Origin of the sequence: Serratia inhibens (assembly GCF_003591175.1) — a bacterium.
In the GTDB taxonomy this organism is placed as follows: Bacteria; Pseudomonadota; Gammaproteobacteria; order Enterobacterales; family Enterobacteriaceae; genus Serratia; species Serratia inhibens.
In genome coordinates this window covers 192,456-211,328 of sequence record NZ_QYYG01000004.1, presented here as the reverse complement: position 1 = coordinate 211,328, position 18,873 = coordinate 192,456, and the positions used below count along the sequence as shown (strand labels likewise).

At 60.9% G+C, this 18,873-nt stretch carries 15 protein-coding genes; 9 read left to right on the top strand and 6 right to left on the bottom strand.

Annotated features, from left to right (window positions below):
* Positions 1–103 precede the first annotated feature (103 nt).
* The 8 genes from fdnG (at position 104) to selB (ending at position 10,337) form a co-directional block, all read left to right on the top strand.
* Entirely contained in the window at positions 104–3,151 is a 3,048-nt protein-coding gene (gene fdnG / locus D4100_RS15535) for a formate dehydrogenase-N subunit alpha (RefSeq protein WP_119804722.1), read from the top strand.
* A gap of 12 nt (positions 3,152–3,163) precedes the next feature.
* Positions 3,164–4,063 carry a formate dehydrogenase subunit beta gene (fdxH, locus tag D4100_RS15530; RefSeq protein WP_006317209.1) on the top strand — a complete coding sequence of 300 codons (900 nt, stop codon included), beginning with the start codon at positions 3,164–3,166 and terminating at the stop codon, positions 4,061–4,063.
* Entirely contained in the window at positions 4,060–4,695 is a 636-nt protein-coding gene (gene fdoI, locus D4100_RS15525; RefSeq protein ID WP_006317206.1) for a formate dehydrogenase cytochrome b556 subunit, read from the top strand. Before fdxH ends, fdoI begins: the two co-directional genes overlap by 4 nt.
* Complete coding sequence (gene fdhE / locus D4100_RS15520) at positions 4,695–5,624, top strand: formate dehydrogenase accessory protein FdhE (RefSeq protein WP_119804721.1); 930 nt, start codon at positions 4,695–4,697, stop codon at positions 5,622–5,624. The genes fdoI and fdhE overlap by 1 nt, the downstream gene beginning before the upstream one ends.
* A 131-nt stretch (positions 5,625–5,755) precedes the next feature.
* Complete coding sequence (locus D4100_RS15515; protein ID WP_119804720.1) at positions 5,756–6,397, top strand: DcrB/PsbP domain-containing protein; 642 nt, start codon at positions 5,756–5,758, stop codon at positions 6,395–6,397.
* A gap of 35 nt (positions 6,398–6,432) precedes the next feature.
* Entirely contained in the window at positions 6,433–7,038 is a 606-nt protein-coding gene (locus tag D4100_RS15510) for a glutathione S-transferase (RefSeq protein ID WP_119804719.1), read from the top strand.
* A 69-nt stretch (positions 7,039–7,107) separates the two neighbouring features.
* On the top strand, positions 7,108–8,499 hold the full coding sequence (gene selA / locus D4100_RS15505) for an L-seryl-tRNA(Sec) selenium transferase (protein WP_119804718.1): 1,392 nt from the start codon (positions 7,108–7,110) through the stop codon (positions 8,497–8,499).
* Positions 8,496–10,337 (top strand): selenocysteine-specific translation elongation factor, encoded by a 1,842-nt coding sequence (gene selB / locus D4100_RS15500; RefSeq protein WP_119804717.1) that lies wholly within the window; start codon positions 8,496–8,498, stop codon positions 10,335–10,337. The genes selA and selB overlap by 4 nt, the downstream gene beginning before the upstream one ends.
* A gap of 44 nt (positions 10,338–10,381) precedes the next feature.
* Here the strand turns inward: selB and D4100_RS15495 are convergent, their stop codons facing one another.
* A complete protein-coding gene (locus tag D4100_RS15495; protein WP_065505656.1) occupies positions 10,382–11,629 on the bottom strand; it encodes an MFS transporter in 1,248 nt (415 codons plus the stop codon).
* 219 nt (positions 11,630–11,848) lie between these two features.
* Here D4100_RS15495 and D4100_RS15490 point away from each other — a divergent pair, with 219 nt between their 5' ends.
* Positions 11,849–12,841 carry an acyltransferase gene (locus tag D4100_RS15490; RefSeq protein WP_065505657.1) on the top strand — a complete coding sequence of 331 codons (993 nt, stop codon included), beginning with the start codon at positions 11,849–11,851 and terminating at the stop codon, positions 12,839–12,841.
* Here the strand turns inward: D4100_RS15490 and D4100_RS15485 are convergent.
* The 5 genes from D4100_RS15485 to xylA all read right to left on the bottom strand — a co-directional run bounded on the left by D4100_RS15485 (position 12,836) and on the right by xylA (position 18,771).
* Complete coding sequence (locus tag D4100_RS15485; protein WP_065505658.1) at positions 12,836–13,759, bottom strand: GlxA family transcriptional regulator; 924 nt, start codon at positions 13,757–13,759, stop codon at positions 12,836–12,838. The genes D4100_RS15490 and D4100_RS15485 overlap by 6 nt on opposite strands.
* On the bottom strand, positions 13,759–14,313 hold the full coding sequence (locus tag D4100_RS15480) for a cysteine hydrolase family protein (protein ID WP_119804716.1): 555 nt from the start codon (positions 14,311–14,313) through the stop codon (positions 13,759–13,761). The genes D4100_RS15485 and D4100_RS15480 overlap by 1 nt, the downstream gene beginning before the upstream one ends.
* A gap of 99 nt (positions 14,314–14,412) precedes the next feature.
* A complete protein-coding gene (locus tag D4100_RS15475) occupies positions 14,413–15,807 on the bottom strand; it encodes an amidohydrolase family protein (RefSeq protein WP_065505660.1) in 1,395 nt (464 codons plus the stop codon).
* Between the two features lie 145 nt (positions 15,808–15,952).
* The gene (gene xylB, locus D4100_RS15470; RefSeq protein WP_119804715.1) at positions 15,953–17,404 is read right to left on the bottom strand and encodes a xylulokinase; all 1,452 of its coding nucleotides are present in this window, start codon (positions 17,402–17,404) and stop codon (positions 15,953–15,955) included.
* Between the two features lie 47 nt (positions 17,405–17,451).
* Positions 17,452–18,771, bottom strand: a complete 1,320-nt coding sequence (gene xylA / locus D4100_RS15465; protein ID WP_119804714.1) for a xylose isomerase — start codon at positions 18,769–18,771, stop codon at positions 17,452–17,454.
* Between the last annotated feature and the right edge of the window lie 102 nt (positions 18,772–18,873).

Genomic DNA, 18,873 nt, shown 5'->3' with positions numbered 1-18,873 from the left:
TAATATTGCCGCGTAAAAACAAGATCAATTTTAGCGCTTCCCGCTTCGAGGGGGAAAGCGCCATTTGAAACAATGTGACAATCGAGAGTGAAAGGAGATCCCCATGCAGGTCAGCAGAAGGCAGTTCTTTAAGATCTGCGCTGGCGGTATGGCAGGAACGACGGTAGCCGCACTGGGCTTTGCCCCGGAAGTGGCGTTAGCGGAGACCCGGCAGTACAAACTGCTGCGCGCCCGTGAAACCCGTAATACCTGTACGTATTGTTCCGTCGGCTGTGGGCTGTTGATGTACAGCCTTGGTGATGGCGCCAAAAACGCCAAAGAAAGCATATTCCACATTGAAGGGGACCCGGATCACCCGGTAAACCGCGGCGCGCTTTGCCCGAAAGGCGCGGGGCTGGTCGACTTCATCCACAGTGCAAGCCGTCTCCAGTTCCCGGAGTATCGTGCGCCAGGTTCAGATAAATGGCAGCGCATTACCTGGGACGATGCCTTTACCCGCATCGCCAAACTGATGAAGGAAGATCGCGACGCCAACTTCGTAAAAACCAACGAACAGGGCGTTACCGTCAACCGCTGGCTGAGCACCGGCATGCTGTGTGCCTCCGCTTCCAGTAACGAAACCGGATATTTAACCCAAAAATTTAGTCGCGCTCTCGGCATGCTTGCCGTAGATAACCAGGCGCGTGTCTGACACGGACCAACGGTAGCAAGTCTTGCTCCAACATTTGGTCGCGGTGCGATGACCAACCACTGGGTTGATATCAAGAACGCGAATTTGATTATCGTCATGGGCGGTAATGCGGCAGAAGCGCATCCGGTGGGGTTCCGCTGGGCGATGGAAGCCAAAATTCACAATAAAGCCAAGCTGATCGTGATCGATCCGCGCTTTACCCGTACCGCATCGGTGGCGGATTTCTACACGCCGATCCGTCCCGGGACCGACATCGCCTTCCTGTCGGGCGTGTTGCTGTACCTGATCACCAACAACAAAATCAACCGCGAATACGTCGAGGCCTACACCAACGCCAGCCTGCTGGTGCGGGAAGACTTTACCTTCGAAGACGGTCTGTTCAGCGGCTACGACGCCGAAAATCGCAAATACGACAAAACCACCTGGAATTATCAACTCGATGAAAACGGCTTCGCCAAGCGTGATCTGACGCTGCAGGATCCGCGTTGCGTGTGGAACATGCTCAAACAGCACGTCAGCCGCTATACGCCGGAGGTGGTGAACAATATCTGCGGCACGCCGACCGAGGATTTCATCAAGGTCTGCGAATACATCGCCGAAACCTGCGTGGCGGATAAAACCGCGTCGTTCCTGTACGCTCTGGGTTGGACCCAACACTCGGTCGGCGCGCAGAACATCCGCACCATGGCGATGATCCAGCTGCTGCTCGGCAACATGGGCATGGCGGGCGGCGGCGTCAACGCGCTGCGCGGCCACTCCAATATCCAGGGCCTGACCGATCTGGGCCTGCTGTCGCAGAGCCTGCCGGGCTATATGACGCTACCTTCGGATAAACAGCCGGATATCGACACCTACCTGAAGGCCAACACGCCGAAGGCGCTGCTGCCGGGCCAGGTGAACTACTGGAGCAACTACCCGAAATTCTTCGTCAGCATGATGAAGAGCTTCTACGGCGACAAGGCGCAGAAAGACAACGGCTGGGGTTTTGACTGGTTGCCGAAGTGGGACAAAGGCTACGACGTACTGCAGTACTTCGAGATGATGTCGCAAGGGAAGGTCAACGGCTATTTCTGCCAGGGCTTTAACCCGGTCGCGTCGTTCCCGAACAAAAACAAGGTCGTGGCCTCGCTGTCGAAGCTGAAGTTCCTGGTGACCATAGATCCGCTCAACACCGAAACGTCCAACTTCTGGCAGAACCACGGTGAGTTCAACGACGTCGATCCGTCGAAGATTCAGACCGAGGTGTTCCGCCTGCCGTCCAGCTGCTTTGCCGAAGAAAACGGCTCGATCGTCAACTCCGGCCGCTGGCTGCAGTGGCATTGGAAAGGCGCGGACGCACCGGGTGAGGCGATGAACGACGGGGAAATCCTAGCGGGCATTTTCATCCGCCTGCGTGAGATGTACGCGCGTGAAGGCGGTGCGGTGCCTGAACAGGTGCTGAACATGACCTGGGATTACCTGACGCCGGAAAACCCGGCTTCGGAAGAAGTGGCGATGGAAAGCAACGGCAAGGCGCTGGCGGACATTCTCGACGCCGACGGCAAAGTGCTGGCGAAAAAGGGCGAACAGCTCAGCACCTTCGCTCACCTGCGCGACGACGGCACCACCGCCAGCGGCTGTTGGATTTTCGCCGGCAGCTGGACGCCGGCCGGCAACCAGATGGCGCGGCGCGATAACGCCGATCCGTCCGGTCTCGGCAACACGCTGGGTTGGGCCTGGGCCTGGCCGCTCAACCGCCGCATTTTGTATAACCGCGCTTCGGCCGACCCGCAGGGTAAACCCTGGGATCCGAAACGTCAGTTGCTGGAGTGGGACGGCGCCAAGTGGGGCGGGGTGGATATCCCGGACTACAGCGCCGCCGCACCGGGCAGCGACGTCGGGCCGTTTATCATGCAGCCGGAAGGCATGGGCCGCTTGTTCGCCACCGACAAAATGGCGGAAGGGCCGTTCCCTGAGCACTACGAGCCGTTCGAAACGCCGCTCGGCACCAACCCGCTGCACCCGAACGTGGTCTCCAACCCGGCGGCGCGCGTGTTCAAGGACGATCTGGCGGCGATGGGCAAATCCGACAAGTTCCCGTATGTCGGCACCACCTATCGTCTGACCGAGCACTTCCACTATTGGACCAAGCACGCGGAGCTCAATGCCATCGCGCAGCCGGAGCAGTTTGTGGAGATCGGCGAGAAGCTGGCGGAGAAAAAAGGCATCAAGCACGGCGATACGGTGAAAGTCAGCTCCAACCGCGGCTATATCAAGGCCAAGGCGGTGGTGACCAAGCGTATCCGCACATTGCAGGTGAACGGCCAGGACGTCGACACCATCGGCATCCCGATCCACTGGGGTTACGAAGGGGTGGCGAAGAAAGGCTTTATCGCCAACACGCTGACGCCGTTTGTCGGCGATGCCAACACGCAAACGCCGGAGTTCAAGGCGTTCCTGGTTAACGTGGAAAAGGTGTAACGGAGACGAATTATGGCAATGCAATCTCAGGACATCATTCGTAAATCCGCCACCAATGGTTTCACGCCGGCCCCGCGCGCCCGTGACCATCAGGAAGAAGTGGCCAAACTTATCGATGTCACCACCTGTATCGGCTGCAAGGCCTGTCAGGTGGCTTGTTCCGAATGGAACGACATCCGCGATGAAATCGGCAGCAACGTCGGGGTGTACGATAACCCTGCCGACCTGACCGCCAAATCCTGGACGGTGATGCGCTTCTCCGAAGTGGAGGAAAACGGCAAGCTGGAATGGTTGATCCGCAAGGATGGCTGCATGCACTGTGCCGACCCGGGCTGCCTGAAGGCCTGCCCGTCGGAAGGCGCAATCATTCAGTACGCCAACGGTATCGTCGACTTCCAGTCCGAGCACTGCATCGGCTGTGGTTACTGCATCGCCGGCTGCCCGTTCGACGTGCCGCGCATGAACAAGGACGACAACCGGGTGTACAAATGCACCCTGTGCGTCGACCGCGTTGATGTCGGCCAGGAACCGGCTTGCGTGAAGACCTGCCCGACCGGCGCCATCCACTTCGGCACCAAGGACGCGATGAAGCAGATTGCGGCCGAGCGTGTCGGCGAGCTGAACACCCGCGGTTATCAGAACGCCGGTCTGTACGATCCGGCGGGTGTGGGCGGCACCCATGTGATGTACGTGCTGCACCACGCCGACAAACCGCAGCTGTATCACGGTTTGCCGGATAATCCGACCATCAGCCCGGCGATCACGTTCTGGAAGGGCGTGTGGAAACCCCTGGCGGCCATCGGCTTTGCCGCCACCTTTGCAGCCAGCGTGTTCCACTATGTCGGCGTCGGGCCAAACCGCGTCGAAGAGGAAGACGACGACGAGCTGCACGATGAGGAGACGCGCAAATGAAGAAGGAAAAGCGGATTCAGCGCTACAGCGCGCCGGAGCGGATTAACCACTGGATTGTGGCGTTCTGTTTCGTGTTCGCCGCCATCAGTGGGTTGGGGTTCTTTTTCCCCTCCTTCAACTGGCTGATGAACATTTTCGGTACGCCACAGCTGGCGCGCATCCTGCACCCCTTTGTCGGGGTGATCATGTTTGCGGCCTTCCTGCTGATGTTCCTGCGCTACTGGAAGCATAATCTGATCAACCGGGAAGACATCGTCTGGGCCAAAAACATCCACAAAATCGCCATGAACGAGGAAGTGGGCGACACCGGGCGTTATAATTTCGGTCAGAAGTGCGTATTCTGGGCAGCTATCATCAGCCTGGTACTGCTGTTGGCCAGCGGTGTGGTGATCTGGCGGCCGTACTTTGCGCCGTCGTTCCCGATACCGCTGATCCGCATCGCGCTGCTGGTGCATTCGCTGGCGGCGGTCGGCCTGATCATCGTGATTATGGTGCACATTTACGCCGCGCTGTGGGTAAAAGGCACCATCACCGCGATGGTCGAAGGCTGGGTGCCTGCGGCCTGGGCTAAAAAACATCATCCACGCTGGTACCGAGAGGTCCGCGAGAAACGACAGGAAGACAAACCCTGATGAGCATCCGCATCGTTCCTAAAGAGCAGTTAGGGGCACAGCGCGAGAAGTCCACAACGGCGGAGACAATTCCGCCGTTACTTTTCGCCAATTTGAAAAGCCTCTACAGCCGCCGCGCCGAACGCCTGCGCAAGCTGGCGACGGACAACCCGCTGGGCGACTACCTGAACTTCGCCGCCCAACTGGCCGAGGCGCAGCACCATGCGCTGCACGACAACCCGTTGCAGTTGGATCTGACCGAAGCGCTGCTGAAGGGCGCGGCCAGCGGCAAGCCGCCGCTGGATTTGAGCGTCTATCCGCGCAGCGAGCATTGGCACCGGCTGCTGGGCTCGTTGATCGCCGAGCTGCGTCCACAGGCGCCGGAACACATTCTGGCGGTGCTGGATAACCTGGAAAAGGCATCGGCGCATGAGCTGGAGCTGATGGCCGACGCCTTGCTCAACCGCGAGTTCGGCAAGATCGGCAGCGAGAAAGCGCCGTTCATCTGGGCGGCGCTGTCGCTTTACTGGACGCAGATGGCAAGCCTGATCCCCGGCAAGGCGCGTGCGGAATATGGCGAACACCGTCAGTTCTGCCCGGTGTGCGGCAGCATTCCGGTCTCCAGCGTGGTGCATATCGGCACCGTCAGCGGCCTGCGCTATCTGCACTGCAACCTGTGCGAAAGCGAGTGGCACGTGGTGCGGATAAAATGCAGCAACTGCGAGCAAACCCGCGATCTGAATTACTGGTCGCTGGACAGCGAGCTGGCGGCGGTGAAAGCGGAAAGCTGTGGCGACTGCGGTACTTACCTGAAGATTTTATATCAGGAAAAGGACCCGCAGGTTGAGGCGGTAGCCGACGATCTGGCCTCGCTGGTGCTCGACGCCAAGCTGGAAGATGAAGGTTTTGCCCGCAGCAGCATCAACCCGTTCCTGTTCCCGGGGGAGTAAATCGCAAAACGCCGGTATTTGCCCCTTACGAGAGGTCAGATGATTAATTTCAGACTGCGCATCTGGCATTCGCAGGGGCGAGTTGCTACGTTTACGCAATGACGCGCAACGCGAAAGAAAAGGGACGGACGATGTTGAAGACCATTGCGAAACTCACGGCGGTCGCCGTTCTGGCGATCGGGCTGTCGGCCTGTGACAACAAGGAAGACACCAAACCGGCAGTACCTAAGCCGGACCCCAAGCCGATCGTGACGCAGCCCATTGCGCCACCGCCACCGCCGGTGGAAAGCGAGCCTGTGGGGCTGAAGGTGTCGCTGCAAAGGGGCAACGTGACCTTTTTACTGCCGGCGGGGTTTAGCGATCAGACCCAGAACAGCGGCATTATCAACGACAGCAAATCCACCATTCAGCGTTTCCTCGACGGCAAGACACGTCAGAGCACCGTCTCTTCTGAAGTGGTCCCGCCCGACGACATGAAGCTCAATACCAGCGATAAAATGCTGAAAGATCTGACGCAAAGCATCATCACCGAGCTGGCCGATCGCTATCAGAATATCAAGACGACCAAAGAAGAGAATTTCATCGTCGGTAAGCAGAAGTTCCATCGGCTGGATACCGAACAAAGCGTCAATGGGCAAAAGGTGATTTCCACCTTTGTGCTGACGGTATTGAATAAAAGGGTGGTGACGTTGCAAATGCTGTCACCGGCCAAAACGCCCGAGGCGCACCAGGCGCTGGTTCAGCGGGTTATCGACACGCTGGTGGTGAAATAACAACGCTGTGTTTCGACAGCTCGGGGGGAAGACGAATGAAGCTGATAGGCAGCTATACCAGCCCTTTTGTACGCAAGATTTCCGTGATGCTGCTGGAAAAGGGGATAGCGTTCGAGTTCGTTAACGATCCGCCCTATGAACCGGGTAGCCGGGTGGTGGAGCTGAATCCGCTTGCCAAGGTGCCGGTGCTGGTGGCCGATGACGGCGCGGTGTATTACGACTCGCGGGTGATTGCCGAATACCTCGAACTGCTTCCCGCCGCCCCGGCATTTTTGCCCGCCGATCGCGCGGCTGCGCTGCGTATTCGCCAGGTGGAAGCGCTGGCCGACGGCGTAACCGAAGCCGCCGCTACGCTGTTTCGCGAGAGCAAGCGCGCACCGGAAAAACAGGATGAAAACTGGATACTGCGCCAGCGCGACAAGCTGACGCACGGGCTGGACGCGCTGGAGAAGCTGGCGCAGGAGAAGACGCTGCTGAACGCCGCCGAGCTGACGTTGGCGGACATCGCTACCGGTTGTGCGCTGGGTTACCTCAATTTCCGCCGCATCATGCCCAACTGGTGCGTCGAACGGCCTGCGTTGATCAAACTGGCCGAGCGGCTGTTTGCCCGCGAAAGTTTTGCCCGTACTTCACCCCCCTGAATTCCCTCACCCCGCTTTGGCGGGGGTTTTGTTTATGCCGACATCATCACACAAAAAAACCGAGCGACCATGAGCACTGAATCCCACCGTCTTTACAGCCAGTTACCCGCCATTGACCGCCTGCTGCGCGATCCCGCTATCGAACCGCTGGTGGCCCAGCATGGTCAGACGCTGATTGGCGACCTGCTGCGCGAACTGCAGTTGCAGGCGCGTGAGACGATAAAGCAGCAGCAACGGCTGCCCGATTGGTGCAGCGACTGGTCGCAGGCGCTCTGCGCCGGATTGGCGCAACGGCAGCGATCGGCGCTGACGCCGGTCTTCAATTTGAGCGGCACCGTGCTGCACACCAACCTTGGCCGCGCCCTGTTGGCACAACCGGCTATCGAGGCGGTGAGGCATTCGATGGGGGCGGCGGTGACGCTGGAATACGATCTGGACGGCGCCGGGCGCGGGCATCGCGATCGCGCCGTGGCGGATTTACTGTGCCGTCTGACCGGCGCGGAAGATGCCTGCATCGTCAATAACAATGCGGCGGCCGTGTTGCTGATGCTGGCGGCGCTAGCGCCCGGCAAGGAAGTGGTGGTGTCGCGCGGTGAGCTGGTGGAAATCGGCGGCGCATTTCGCATCCCCGACGTGATGCGCCAGGCGGGCTGCCGGCTGATTGAGGTCGGCACCACTAATCGCACCCACCTGAAAGATTACCGCAACGCCATCAACGAACAGACCGGGTTGCTGATGAAGGTGCATACCAGCAACTACAGCATTCAGGGCTTTACCGCTGCGGTGGATGAAGCCGAACTGGCGCAGCTCGGCGCCGAATACGGCGTGCCGACCGTCACCGATCTGGGCAGCGGTTCGTTGATCGATATGGCGCAGTACGGCCTGCCGGCCGAGCCGATGCCGCAGCGGTTGCTGGCCGCCGGGGTGGATCTGGTGACTTTCTCCGGCGACAAGCTGCTGGGTGGCCCGCAGGCCGGGATTATCGTCGGCAAAAAGGCGCTGATCGCCCGGTTGCAGCAGCATCCGCTTAAACGTGCGTTGCGTGTCGGCAAGCTGACGCTGGCGGCGCTGGAAGCCACGCTGCGCCTCTATCAACAGCCTGAGTTGTTGGTGGAGCAACTGCCGACGCTGCGGCTGCTGACCCGCCCGCAGCAGGCGATGCAGGCCGCAGCCGAACGCTTGTCGCACGCGTTGGAACCGCTGTTTGGCGAAAGCTTCCAGCTGCGCGCCGAGCCGTGCTGGTCGCAAATTGGCAGCGGCTCGCTGCCGGTGGACAGGTTACCCAGCTACGCATTGACCTTTACGCCGCTCGACGGCCGTGGGGCGACGCTGGAAGCGCTGGCAGAACGCTGGCGCCGCTTGCCGCAGCCGGTGATTGGCCGAATTAACGACGGCCGGCTGTGGCTGGATCTGCGCTGTCTGGAGCAGGAACAGGCGCTGATTGAGGCGTTAAACGCATGATTATCGCCACCGCCGGCCATGTCGATCATGGCAAAACCACCCTGTTGCAGGCGATCTCCGGGATCAACGCCGATCGCCTGCCGGAAGAAAAGCGCCGTGGCATGACCATAGATCTGGGTTATGCCTACTGGCCGCAGCCCGACGGCCGGGTGCTGGGATTTATCGACGTGCCCGGCCATGAAAAATTCCTCGCCAATATGCTGGCGGGCATCGGCGGTATCGATCATGCGCTGCTGGTGGTGGCCTGCGACGACGGCGTGATGGCGCAAACCCGTGAGCACCTGGCGATCCTGCGGCTGAGCGGGCGTCCGGCGTTGACGGTGGCATTGACCAAGGCCGATCGGGTGGACGAAGCGCGGGTTGACGAGGTGCGGTGGCAGGTTAGCGATGAACTGGCGCGGCAGGGCTGGCCCGATGCGCCGCAGTTTGTCACCGCCGCGGTGCGGGATCGGGGGATTGACGCGCTGCGTGCGCATTTACTGGCGTTACGGCCTGATGAGCATGCGTTGACGCGCCGTTTCCGGCTGGCGGTAGACCGCGCCTTCAGCGTGAAAGGGGCGGGTCTGGTGGTGACCGGCACCGCGCTGGGTGGGCAGGTGGCGGTAGGGGATATGTTATGGCTGACCGGTGCGGACGCCCCGGTGCGGGTGCGTGGCCTGCATGCGCAGAATCAACAGGTTGAACGGGCGCAGGCCGGACAGCGCATTGCGCTGAATATCAGCGGTGACGTCGGCAAAGAGCAGGTGGCTCGCGGTGACTGGTTGTTGGCGAAAAAGCCGTTGCAGGCGGCAGAACGCATTCTGGTCGCGCTGGATGCCGACCAGCCGATAAAGCATTGGCAACCGCTGCATCTGCATCATGCCGCCAGCCATATCACCGGACGCATTGCGTTATTGAATGAACACCTGGCGGAACTGATCCTCGATCGCCCGCTGTGGCTGGCGGACAACGATCGGCTGGTGCTGCGCGATATCGGCGCGCGCCAGACCCTGGGCGGCGCACGGGTGCTGAGTTTGACGACGCCGAAACGCGGTAAACGCCAGCCGGACTACCTTGCCTGGTTGGCGGCATTGGCGCAGGCCGGCGACGATCGCCAGGCGCTGGCGCTGCACTTGCCCAACGGGCCGCTGGATCTGGCGATGTTCGCCTGGGCGCGGCAACTGACCGAAAGCGGGCTGTCGGAGCTGTTGGCGGGTCATGAGCTGTTGATCGCCGGTGAGTTGGCGCTGGCGCAGGATAACGTGCAGCAGAGCGAACAACGCCTGCTGCAGGTGCTGGAAGATTACCACCGCCAACATGCCGATCAGCTTGGGTTGGGACGAGCGCGCCTGCGGCGCATGGCGTTGCCTTTGTTGCCTGAAGCGCCGGTATTTATGATGATCGATCGGCTGCTGGCCGCCGGCAGCGTGCGCAATACGCGCGGCTGGCTGCACTTGCCGGAGCATGGCCTGGCGTTCAGCGCTGAAGAACAGATTCTGTGGGCTCGTATTGAGCCGCTGTTCGGTGACGAAGCCTGGTGGGTGCGCGATTTGGCCGCCGAATTGGGTGAGGAAGAGGCCCCCGTGCGGGCGACGCTGCGTAAAGCGGCGCAGTTGGGCCACATCACTGCGGTGGTGGTGGACCGTTACTATCTCAGCCGGCGTATCGAACAGTTCGCTGCGCTTATCCGGGAGCTGGATGCCACGCAGGGCAGCACCAACGCCGCGGATTTCCGCGACAGGCTCGGCGTCGGCCGCAAGCTGGCGATCCAGGTGCTGGAATTTTTCGATCGCAGCGGCTTTACCCGTCGCAAAGGCAATCAACATCTGCTGCGCGATGGCGGGCTGTTTGGCGGTTGATGGTAATACGCTAGAAAAAAGCGGGGCGTTAGCCCCGTTTGTCGTTACAGCGCTTCGTTAGGCGTGGGCGTTGCGTCGCCGCTGCGGCGTTTGCCGAGGAACAGCGCCACCAGCGCCAGCCAGCACAGGCCGCTGATCAGGTTAAACAGGTTGAACAACCCGCTGCCGCCCCAGACATAGGCCACTTTCGCCAGCTCGATACCGACGGTAAACACCAGCATGCTCAACATACCCATGGTGGCGGAGACCGTCCCTTTGCTGACGGCGCTTGAGAACAGCGTCAGGCGGTACAGCCCGGCGTTGGCCAGCCCGATACCGAAGGCGTACAGGCTCAGCCCGGCGGTCATCCACAGATAGGCGTGGCTGGAGAACAGCGTAGCCAGCGCCGCGACCAGCAGCCCCAGCATCATAGGTACCGCGCCCAGCTTGATCAGGCGTTCTACGCTGTTTTTGCCGGTCAGGCGCGCCAGCGTCAGGTTGCCGAGGATCAGCGCGCCGAACACCGGGATCTGCAACAGGCCGTAATCCAGCGTCGACAGCGATTCGCCGCTGATCAGGATCACCGGCGACTGGGCAATCCAGGCCAGCAGCGGCAGGCTGGCGAAACCGATGGCCAGCGCCCCGCAGACAAAGCGGCGGTTGGCCAGCACCTGGCGATAGTCGCGCCACAGGTTGGCGGCCGAGAATTTATCGCCCTGTAGCGAGGCGGTTTCCGGCATCGCTTTCCACAAGCCGTAAAAGGCAATCGCCGCCAGCGCCGCAAACAGCACGAACATGCTCTGCCATGGCGCGACGTGGATCAGCGCAGCCCCGGCCAACGGCCCGAGCAGCGGGGCGATCAGCGCCACGTTGGCCATCAGCGCAGTGATTTTTATGCACACCGATTCCTCGAAGGATTCCTGTATCGTGGCGTAGCCGACCGCGCCGATAAAGCACAGGCCAATACCCTGCAGGAAACGCATAAAGATAAACTGCTCGATGTTGGTCACCAGCAAAATGGCCAGACAGGCGACGATAAAGAACGCTACGCCGGCCAGCATCACCGGGCGGCGGCCACGTCGGTCCGACAGCGGGCCGAGCAGCCATTGCAAGAAAATGCCACCGGCCAGATAGGCGGTCATGGATGTCGGCACCCACTCTTCGCCGGCGTTGAACTCTGCCACCACCGCCAGCATACCGGGCTGGATCATATCGTTGGCGATATAGGTGGCAAATTCGAACAGCACCAGACAAAGAGGGAATAAAAGCGCCTGGCGGCCCAAGCGTGCCGCAGGTGGTAATGTCGTTTTCATATTTATAGTACTGATAGTGAAGAAGAAAAAAGGAACTGCCAGGGCGGGAAGCGCAAACTGAGCGAGTTATGGCGGCTATTTTGCCGCCAATTGTTCACCTTAGCAACGATAAGGTGTTGTTTCAGCACATTCTGATATTTCGCTTTTGGGTTGTCGCCGCGCCCCGTGCTCTATAACCTCTTATTAACATACAAATATGACACAACGTCGGGCACCGTTTTGAGCACTAAAATTGGCTGGATAGATAACCTGCGCGCGGTGGCGTGCATGATGGTGGTGATGATCCACGCCACCACCTATTACGTCACCAACGGCATGGCGGTGGGGGAACATAACTGGGACATCGCCAACGTGCTGAACGGCATGTCGCGCGTTTCGGTGCCGCTGTTTTTCATGATTTCCGGCTATCTGTTTTTCGGTGAGAAAAGCGCCGGCAAAAAACATTTCATCCGTATTGGCTGCTGCATCCTGTTCTACAGCCTCATTGCGCTGGTCTATATCGCGGCCTTCACCAAAATCGGCTTCTGGCCGTCTCTGCGCGGCATGCTGCAAAAACCGGTGTTTTATCACCTGTGGTTCTTCTATGCGATTGCGGTGATTTATTTGCTCTCGCCGCTGATCAGCGTCAAACCGGTCTCGCGCCGTTATCTGGCCGGGGTACTGGTGATCCTGGCAGTGATCGCCAACCCCAATACCGGCTCGCTGACTGTCGGCAACGCCCACCTGCTGCCGGTGAATCTGTATATCTACGGCGACACCTTCTATTACCTGCTGTACGCGCTGGCCGGGCGGGCGATTGGCATGATGGACACCGGGCGGCGTGGCATCAGCTGGCTGGCGGCGCTGGGCTTTGTACTCAGCGTGGCGCTGATTGTTCGCGGCACCAAAAGCCAGATGTTCATCAACGGCAGTTTCGCCGATACCTTTTACATCTACTGCGGCCCGCTGGTGTTTATCGCGGCGGTGTCGCTGCTGGTATGGTTTAAAAACTGCCTGCCGGATCCGATCGGCTGGCTGGGCGTTTTTTCCCGCCATTCGCTGGCGATCTACGGTTTTCACGCCATTATCGTCAACTTTATGCGCAACCGGCATCTTGAACTCAGCGCTTATCCGCTGCTGGATATCTTCTGGGTATTCGGTGTGGCGCTGGCGCTCAGCCTGCTGTTGTCGATGGGGTTGCAAAAGCTGGATGTTCGCAGGCTGGTGTCATAACGGGTTTTGCCCGCGCTGTTGCGCGCGCCGCAGCTGGCGACCGGACGAGAACCCGGCCGCCAGCGCCGCCTTCTCAAGCCCATATCCCTGTTGCAGTCGCTGTTGCGCCACGGCCAGCCGCAGCTGCTCATGATATTCCCGTACGCTGATGCCGATATGGCTGCGGAACAGCCGCGCCAGATGGCGGCTGCTGACGTGGGCTTTTTCCGCCACTTGCGGCACTGACCATTCGGCCTCAGGCTCGGCGGCCATCACATCCTGGGCGCGGTGGACCGCCGGGTGCAGATGATTGCGATAGCGTAGCCACGGCGAAAGCTGCGGGTCGTCGCCGGAACGGCGGAAATACACCACCATTTCGCGGGCGACTTCCGTCGCCCGGGTTGCGCCGCACTGGCGGTTGATCAGGTGCAGCGCCAGATCGATACCGGCGGTAATACCGGCGCTGGTGTAGACGCTGCGGTCCTCGACAAAGATGCGGTTTTCTTTCACCAGCGCTGCCGGCGCTTGCAGGCGCATGCGTTCGAGCACGTCATGGTGAGTGGTGCACTGGTAGCCGTCGAGCAAGCCGGCCTGCGCCGCCAGCAGCGCGCCGGAACACACGCAGACCAGCGTGATGCGCCGGCTTTGCAGATCGGGTTGCAGCGCCGACAGCCAGCGGCGAGCCTGCTCGGCTTGCGGATTGGCAAAGTAGCGCGCCGAATCGCTGACCCCCGGCACCACCAAAATTGCGTCGTCTTCCAGCCGGGCGGGCAGCGGCTCCAGCCGGCTCAGCGTCATGCCGATGGAGCAGGTTACCTGCGGCTCCGGGCCGATGTAATGCAGGCTGAACGTACCGGCCAGGCGCAGGGTTTCGGCCGGGCCGCTGACGTCCAGCGACAGCACCTGGGGCAGCATCAGAAAGTAGACGGCCTGCGGCATTATGACTCCTGTGACAGTTGCGCCAACGCCTCATCCACGCTGGCGAGCTGGGCGAAACGGTCGACCAGCACCGTCTCAGTATGCCGCTTGAGCTGTTCGGTGGTAAAGATCTGGCCGTCGGGGTGCTGCATCGGGAACGTCAGGGTCGCCTCGGTGACGAAGGTCACCCGATAGCCGAGATCGTTTGCCACGCGGGTGGTGGTTTCGCAGCACTGCTCGGTACGAATGCCGGAGATAATCAGGTGGTTGATCTCCCGTTCACGTAGCCAGGCATCCAACCCGGATTCGGTCAGCGCGTTATGCACATGTTTGTGCAGGGTAACGTCCGCCTGGTGGCTGAGGAACGGCAGACGCTGCACAAAACCGGACGCCAGCGAGAATGGCCCCTGCGGGGAAACGTGGAACACGTCGACCAGCGCCACGCCCTGCCGGCGGCAGCCTTCAATTAATCTTGTGATCGCCTGCTGGAAAGCGGGCAGATCGTCCTCTTGCCAGAAAGGGCGATGCTGGAATGATTGCTGAACATCGATGATCAATAGTGCGCTATGTGACATTTTCGGCCTCCGCCTGTGGGGTATAACGCCATACTGCGCCGTTATCCTGCAGGGAAGAAGGCCAAAAACGGCCATCATGATGGCATCAGCGGACCAGCATCAGGCTTTGCTGACCTGGCCGGCGACCAGACGCCCCCGATGGAAGGTGGCGCTGCGTGCAGGCAGGCGGGCCACCGCCTCGGCGGAGCAACTGGCGTTGAGCAGCACGAACTCCGCGCTGTCGCCGGCTTTGGGCCACGCGCGTTGGCCTTTGTCGTTCAGCGGCAGCACGCCGCCGGTGGAAATGGCCAGGGCGCGCGACAGATGGAACTCGTCCGAACCGCGATACAGCTGGGCGTAGAGATTGGCTTTTTCCAGAATGTCGCCGGTACCGAACGGCGACCAATGGTCGATCACGCTGTCGGTTCCGGTCATCACAAATACCCCTTTTTCACTGAGCTGCGGCAGCGGCATCATCAGCCCACCGATCGGCACCGTGGAGGCGATGGTGATTTGCTGTGCCGCCAGGCGGGTGGCGGTTTCCGCCAGCTCATTCGGGTTCAGCGAGGTCAGGGCGAACGCGTGGCTGATGGTGACCTTACCGCGCAGCGCCGGGTTTTTTTCTAGGGTGGCGATCATGTAGTTAATCGCCGCTACCCCGGCGGGGCTGGTTTCGTGCAGGTGGATATCGACGCCTTTGCCGGTGTCGAGTGCAATCTGGAACATCGCGTCCAGCGACTTCTCCATCGCACCGTCGACGTTGGTCGGATCCAGCCCGCCGACGTATTGCACGCCCATCTGCATGGCTTCGCGCATCAAGCTGTCGACTTTAGAATGCAACAGGCCGTGCTGCGGGAAGGCGACGATTTCGCAGCTGAAATCGGCCCGGTGATTTTCCAGCGCACGTTGCAGATGCTCCAGGCTTTTCAGCCCGCTGACCGGATCGATATTGCAGTGGCTGCGCGCCACGGTGCTGCCTTTGGATTGCAACAGGGCGATCAGGTTTTCCGCGCGCTGTTGCGAGGTCGGCAGCAGCTTGGGGATCAGCGTCTGTTCCAGCGCGATCATGTCCATGATGGTTTTGCCCTGGCGTGGGCGCGGTGCCTGCCACGGGCCGCTGTAGAAGGTTTTGTCCAGATGGATGTGCATGTCGCGAAACGCCGGCAGCAGCAACTGGCCTTGTGCCTGATAGCGCGGCACGCCGGCGATCGGCGCCGCATCCGCCGCATGGATGGCGGCAATGTTGCCGTCTTTGATTTCCAACTGGTAGAGCGCAGTGCGGGTGCCGATCACCGTATCGCCATCGTATTCGAAACCCTCCTCCAGCCGCACGTCGCTCAGCACGTAGTGATTGTCGGTCAGGGTCATGGGGTTGGCCTCCGGTGCACAGTGGCCGCCAGCCTGTGGTGCAGCCTGCGCCACGCCGCCGGTCAGCCCGATCACCGCGCAGGCGGTGGTTAGCTTGCCGGTTTGGCTGAGGAAATCTCTGCGGCTTTGTTGTTGGGTTTTTTCCACGTTCAGTTCCTTAATCCAGAGGTGAGGTGCGTCAAAAAACACCCACCAATTTAGGAGAGGAACCCGCAGGTTGGCAGTGACATTTACCACTGGCGACTATTCGATTTGGTAATAATGAGGGGGCAGGGTTAACGCCCCCACGGCCTTACATCAGCGGCAACAAACAGCTATACAGCTCGCGGAAGGTGCTGCGCCGCGCGGCGTAGTGCCGATGGCGCTCGGCATCCGGTTCGTGCAGCTGTTCCAGTGGCAATTCGGGCAGCAGGTCGCTCAGCGGGCGCTGCGGATTCAGGGCAATCTGCGCCAGGCGCGCTGCCCCCAGCGCCGGACCGACGTCGCCGCCGGTGCGGTATTCCAGCCGTTGGCCGCTGATATCCGCCAGCATCTGCCGCCAGAACGGGCTGCGTGCGCCGCCGCCGATCAAGGTGATGTTCGAAGGCTGCAGGCCGCTGGCGTGCAGCACGTCCATGCCGTCCGCCAGGGCAAAACCGACGCCTTCCAGCACCGCGCGCGCCAGATCGTTTGGCCCGTGCTGGTGGGTGAGGCCCCAGAACGCCCCCTTGGCGTTGGGATTGTTGTGCGGCGTGCGTTCGCCGGAAAGGTAAGGCAAAAACCACAGCGGGGCTTCCGCCGGAGGGGCCTGTTCGACGTTGCGCAGCAGGGTGGCGACGCTGTCGACATTGGTCAGTTTGCAGACCCAATCCAGGCAGGAGGCGGCGCTGAGCGTCACCGACATCAGGTGCCAGGTGTCGGGCAGCGCATGGCAGAAGCTGTGCACCGCGCTGGCCGGGTTGCTGAGAAAGCCGTCGCTGACCGCAAAGTAAACGCCCGAGGTGCCGAGCGACAGCATGGCTTGTCCGGCCTGATACAGCCCAACGCCGATCGCCCCGGCGGCATTGTCGCCGCCGCCGGCCACCACCGGCACCGGCGGCATCCCCCAGCGCCTTGCCAGCTCGGTGTGGGTCTGGCCGGTGATCTGATTGCCTTCGAACAGCTGCGGCATGTGGCGGCGCGACAGGCCGCAGGCGGCCAGCATCTCGTCGCTCCAGTCGCGCTGCGCTACGTTCAGCCACCCGGTGCCTGCGGCGTCCGACATATCGCCGGCGAATTCACCGGTCATGCACCAGCGCAGATAATCTTTGGGTAACAGCACTTTATCGATCTGGCTGAACAGGTGCGGTTCATGCTGTTGCACCCACAGCAGCTTGGGTGCGGTAAAGCCGGGCATCATCAGGTTGCCGGTAATTTGCCGCGATTGCGGCACCGCCCGCTCCAGCGCCTGGCACTGCGCGGCGCTTCTGCCGTCGTTCCACAAGATGGCCGGGCGCAGCACCTGCTGGCGGTCATCCAGCAGCGTGGCGCCGTGCATCTGGCCGCTGAGGCCAATGGCCTTCACCTGTTGCAGACTGTGCTGTTTGCCCAGCGCCAGCATGGCGCGATCGGTGGCGTGCCACCAGTCCTGCGGCGCCTGTTCTGACCACAGGGGATGGGGGCGGGAGATGGGCAGCGGTTCACTCTGGCTGGCGAGCAGTTGGCCCTGCTCACCGAGCAAAATGATTTTTACGCCGGAGGTGCCGAGATCGATGCCGATGTACATGATTGAGATCCTTTAAAGCGCGGCGGACGGTGCGCCGCGCGGGTCAGTTAACCGAACAGGTAGCGGTTCATCAGGTTCTCGAGCTGCTCCTGACGGCCGCTGGCGTGCTGCGGCGCCAGTGCATGCTGTTCAGCGTACTGCGCCAAGGCTTCCAGCGACAGTTTGCCCTGCAAAATTTGCTGGCCCAGCTCACCGTTCCAGCCGGCGTAACGTCGGGCGACCTGCTGAGGAAGTTGGCCATCGGCGGTCATCCTGGCCGCCACTTTCAGCGCCAGCGCCATCGTGTCCATCGCACCGATATGGCCGTAGAACAGATCGTATTTGTCGGTGCTTTGGCGGCGGACCTTGGCGTCGAAGTTCAGGCCACCGGTGGTGAAACCGCCGGCCTTGAGGATTTCGAACATCACCAGGGCGTTCTCCTCCACGCTGTTGGGGAACTGGTCGGTATCCCAGCCCAACTGCGGATCGCCGCGGTTGGCGTCGACCGAGCCGAAGATGCCGAGTGCGATGGCGGTGGCGATTTCATGGTGGAAGGAGTGCCCGGCCAGGGTGGCGTGGTTGGCCTCGATATTGACCTTGATCTCCTTCTCCAGCCCGAACTGCTTCAGGAAACCGTACACCGTGGCGACGTCGTAGTCGTACTGATGCTTGGTGGGTTCCTGCGGTTTGGGTTCGATCAACAGCGTGCCCTGGAAACCGGTTTTGTGTTTGTGCTCCACCACCATTTGCATAAAGCGGCCAATCTGCTCGCGCTCCTGGCGCAGGTCGGTATTCAGCAGGGTTTCGTAACCTTCGCGCCCGCCCCACAGCACGTAGTTCTCGCCACCCAGTCGATGAGTGGCGTTCATGGCGGTGAATACCTGCGTTGCTGCCCAACTGAACACTTCCGGGTCCGGGTTGGTGGCCGCGCCTGCGCCGTAGCGCGGATGGGTAAAGCAGTTGGCGGTGCCCCACAACAGCTTCACGCCGCTGCTTTGCTGCTTTTCCGCCAGCACGTCGGTCATCACCGCAAAGTTATTCAGATACTCTTTCAGCGAAGCGCCTTCCGGCGAAACGTCGACGTCGTGGAAGCAATAGTAAGGCACGTTCAGCTTGTGGAAGAATTCGAACGCCACGTCGGCCTTGCGTTTTGCCAGCGTCAACGCATCGCCCGGCTGCTGCCAGGGCCGATCAAAGGCCCCGACGCCGAACATGTCCGCGCCGTTCCAGCAGAAGGTGTGCCAGTAACAGGCGGCGAAGCGCAGATGGTCGGCCATGCGTTTGCCGAGCACCAACTCATCGGGATTATAGTGGCGGAAAGCCAGCGGGTTATTGCTGTCGGGGCCTTCGTAGCGAACTTGCTCAAGCTGATCAAAATAGGATTGCATTTTCGACTCCTGGGTAGCGATGCCCGATTTACGGGATGCATTTATCTTCGGAGTTAGAGCCCTGTGGCTCAATTACGTTATTTCACTCTTAAATTCACAGAA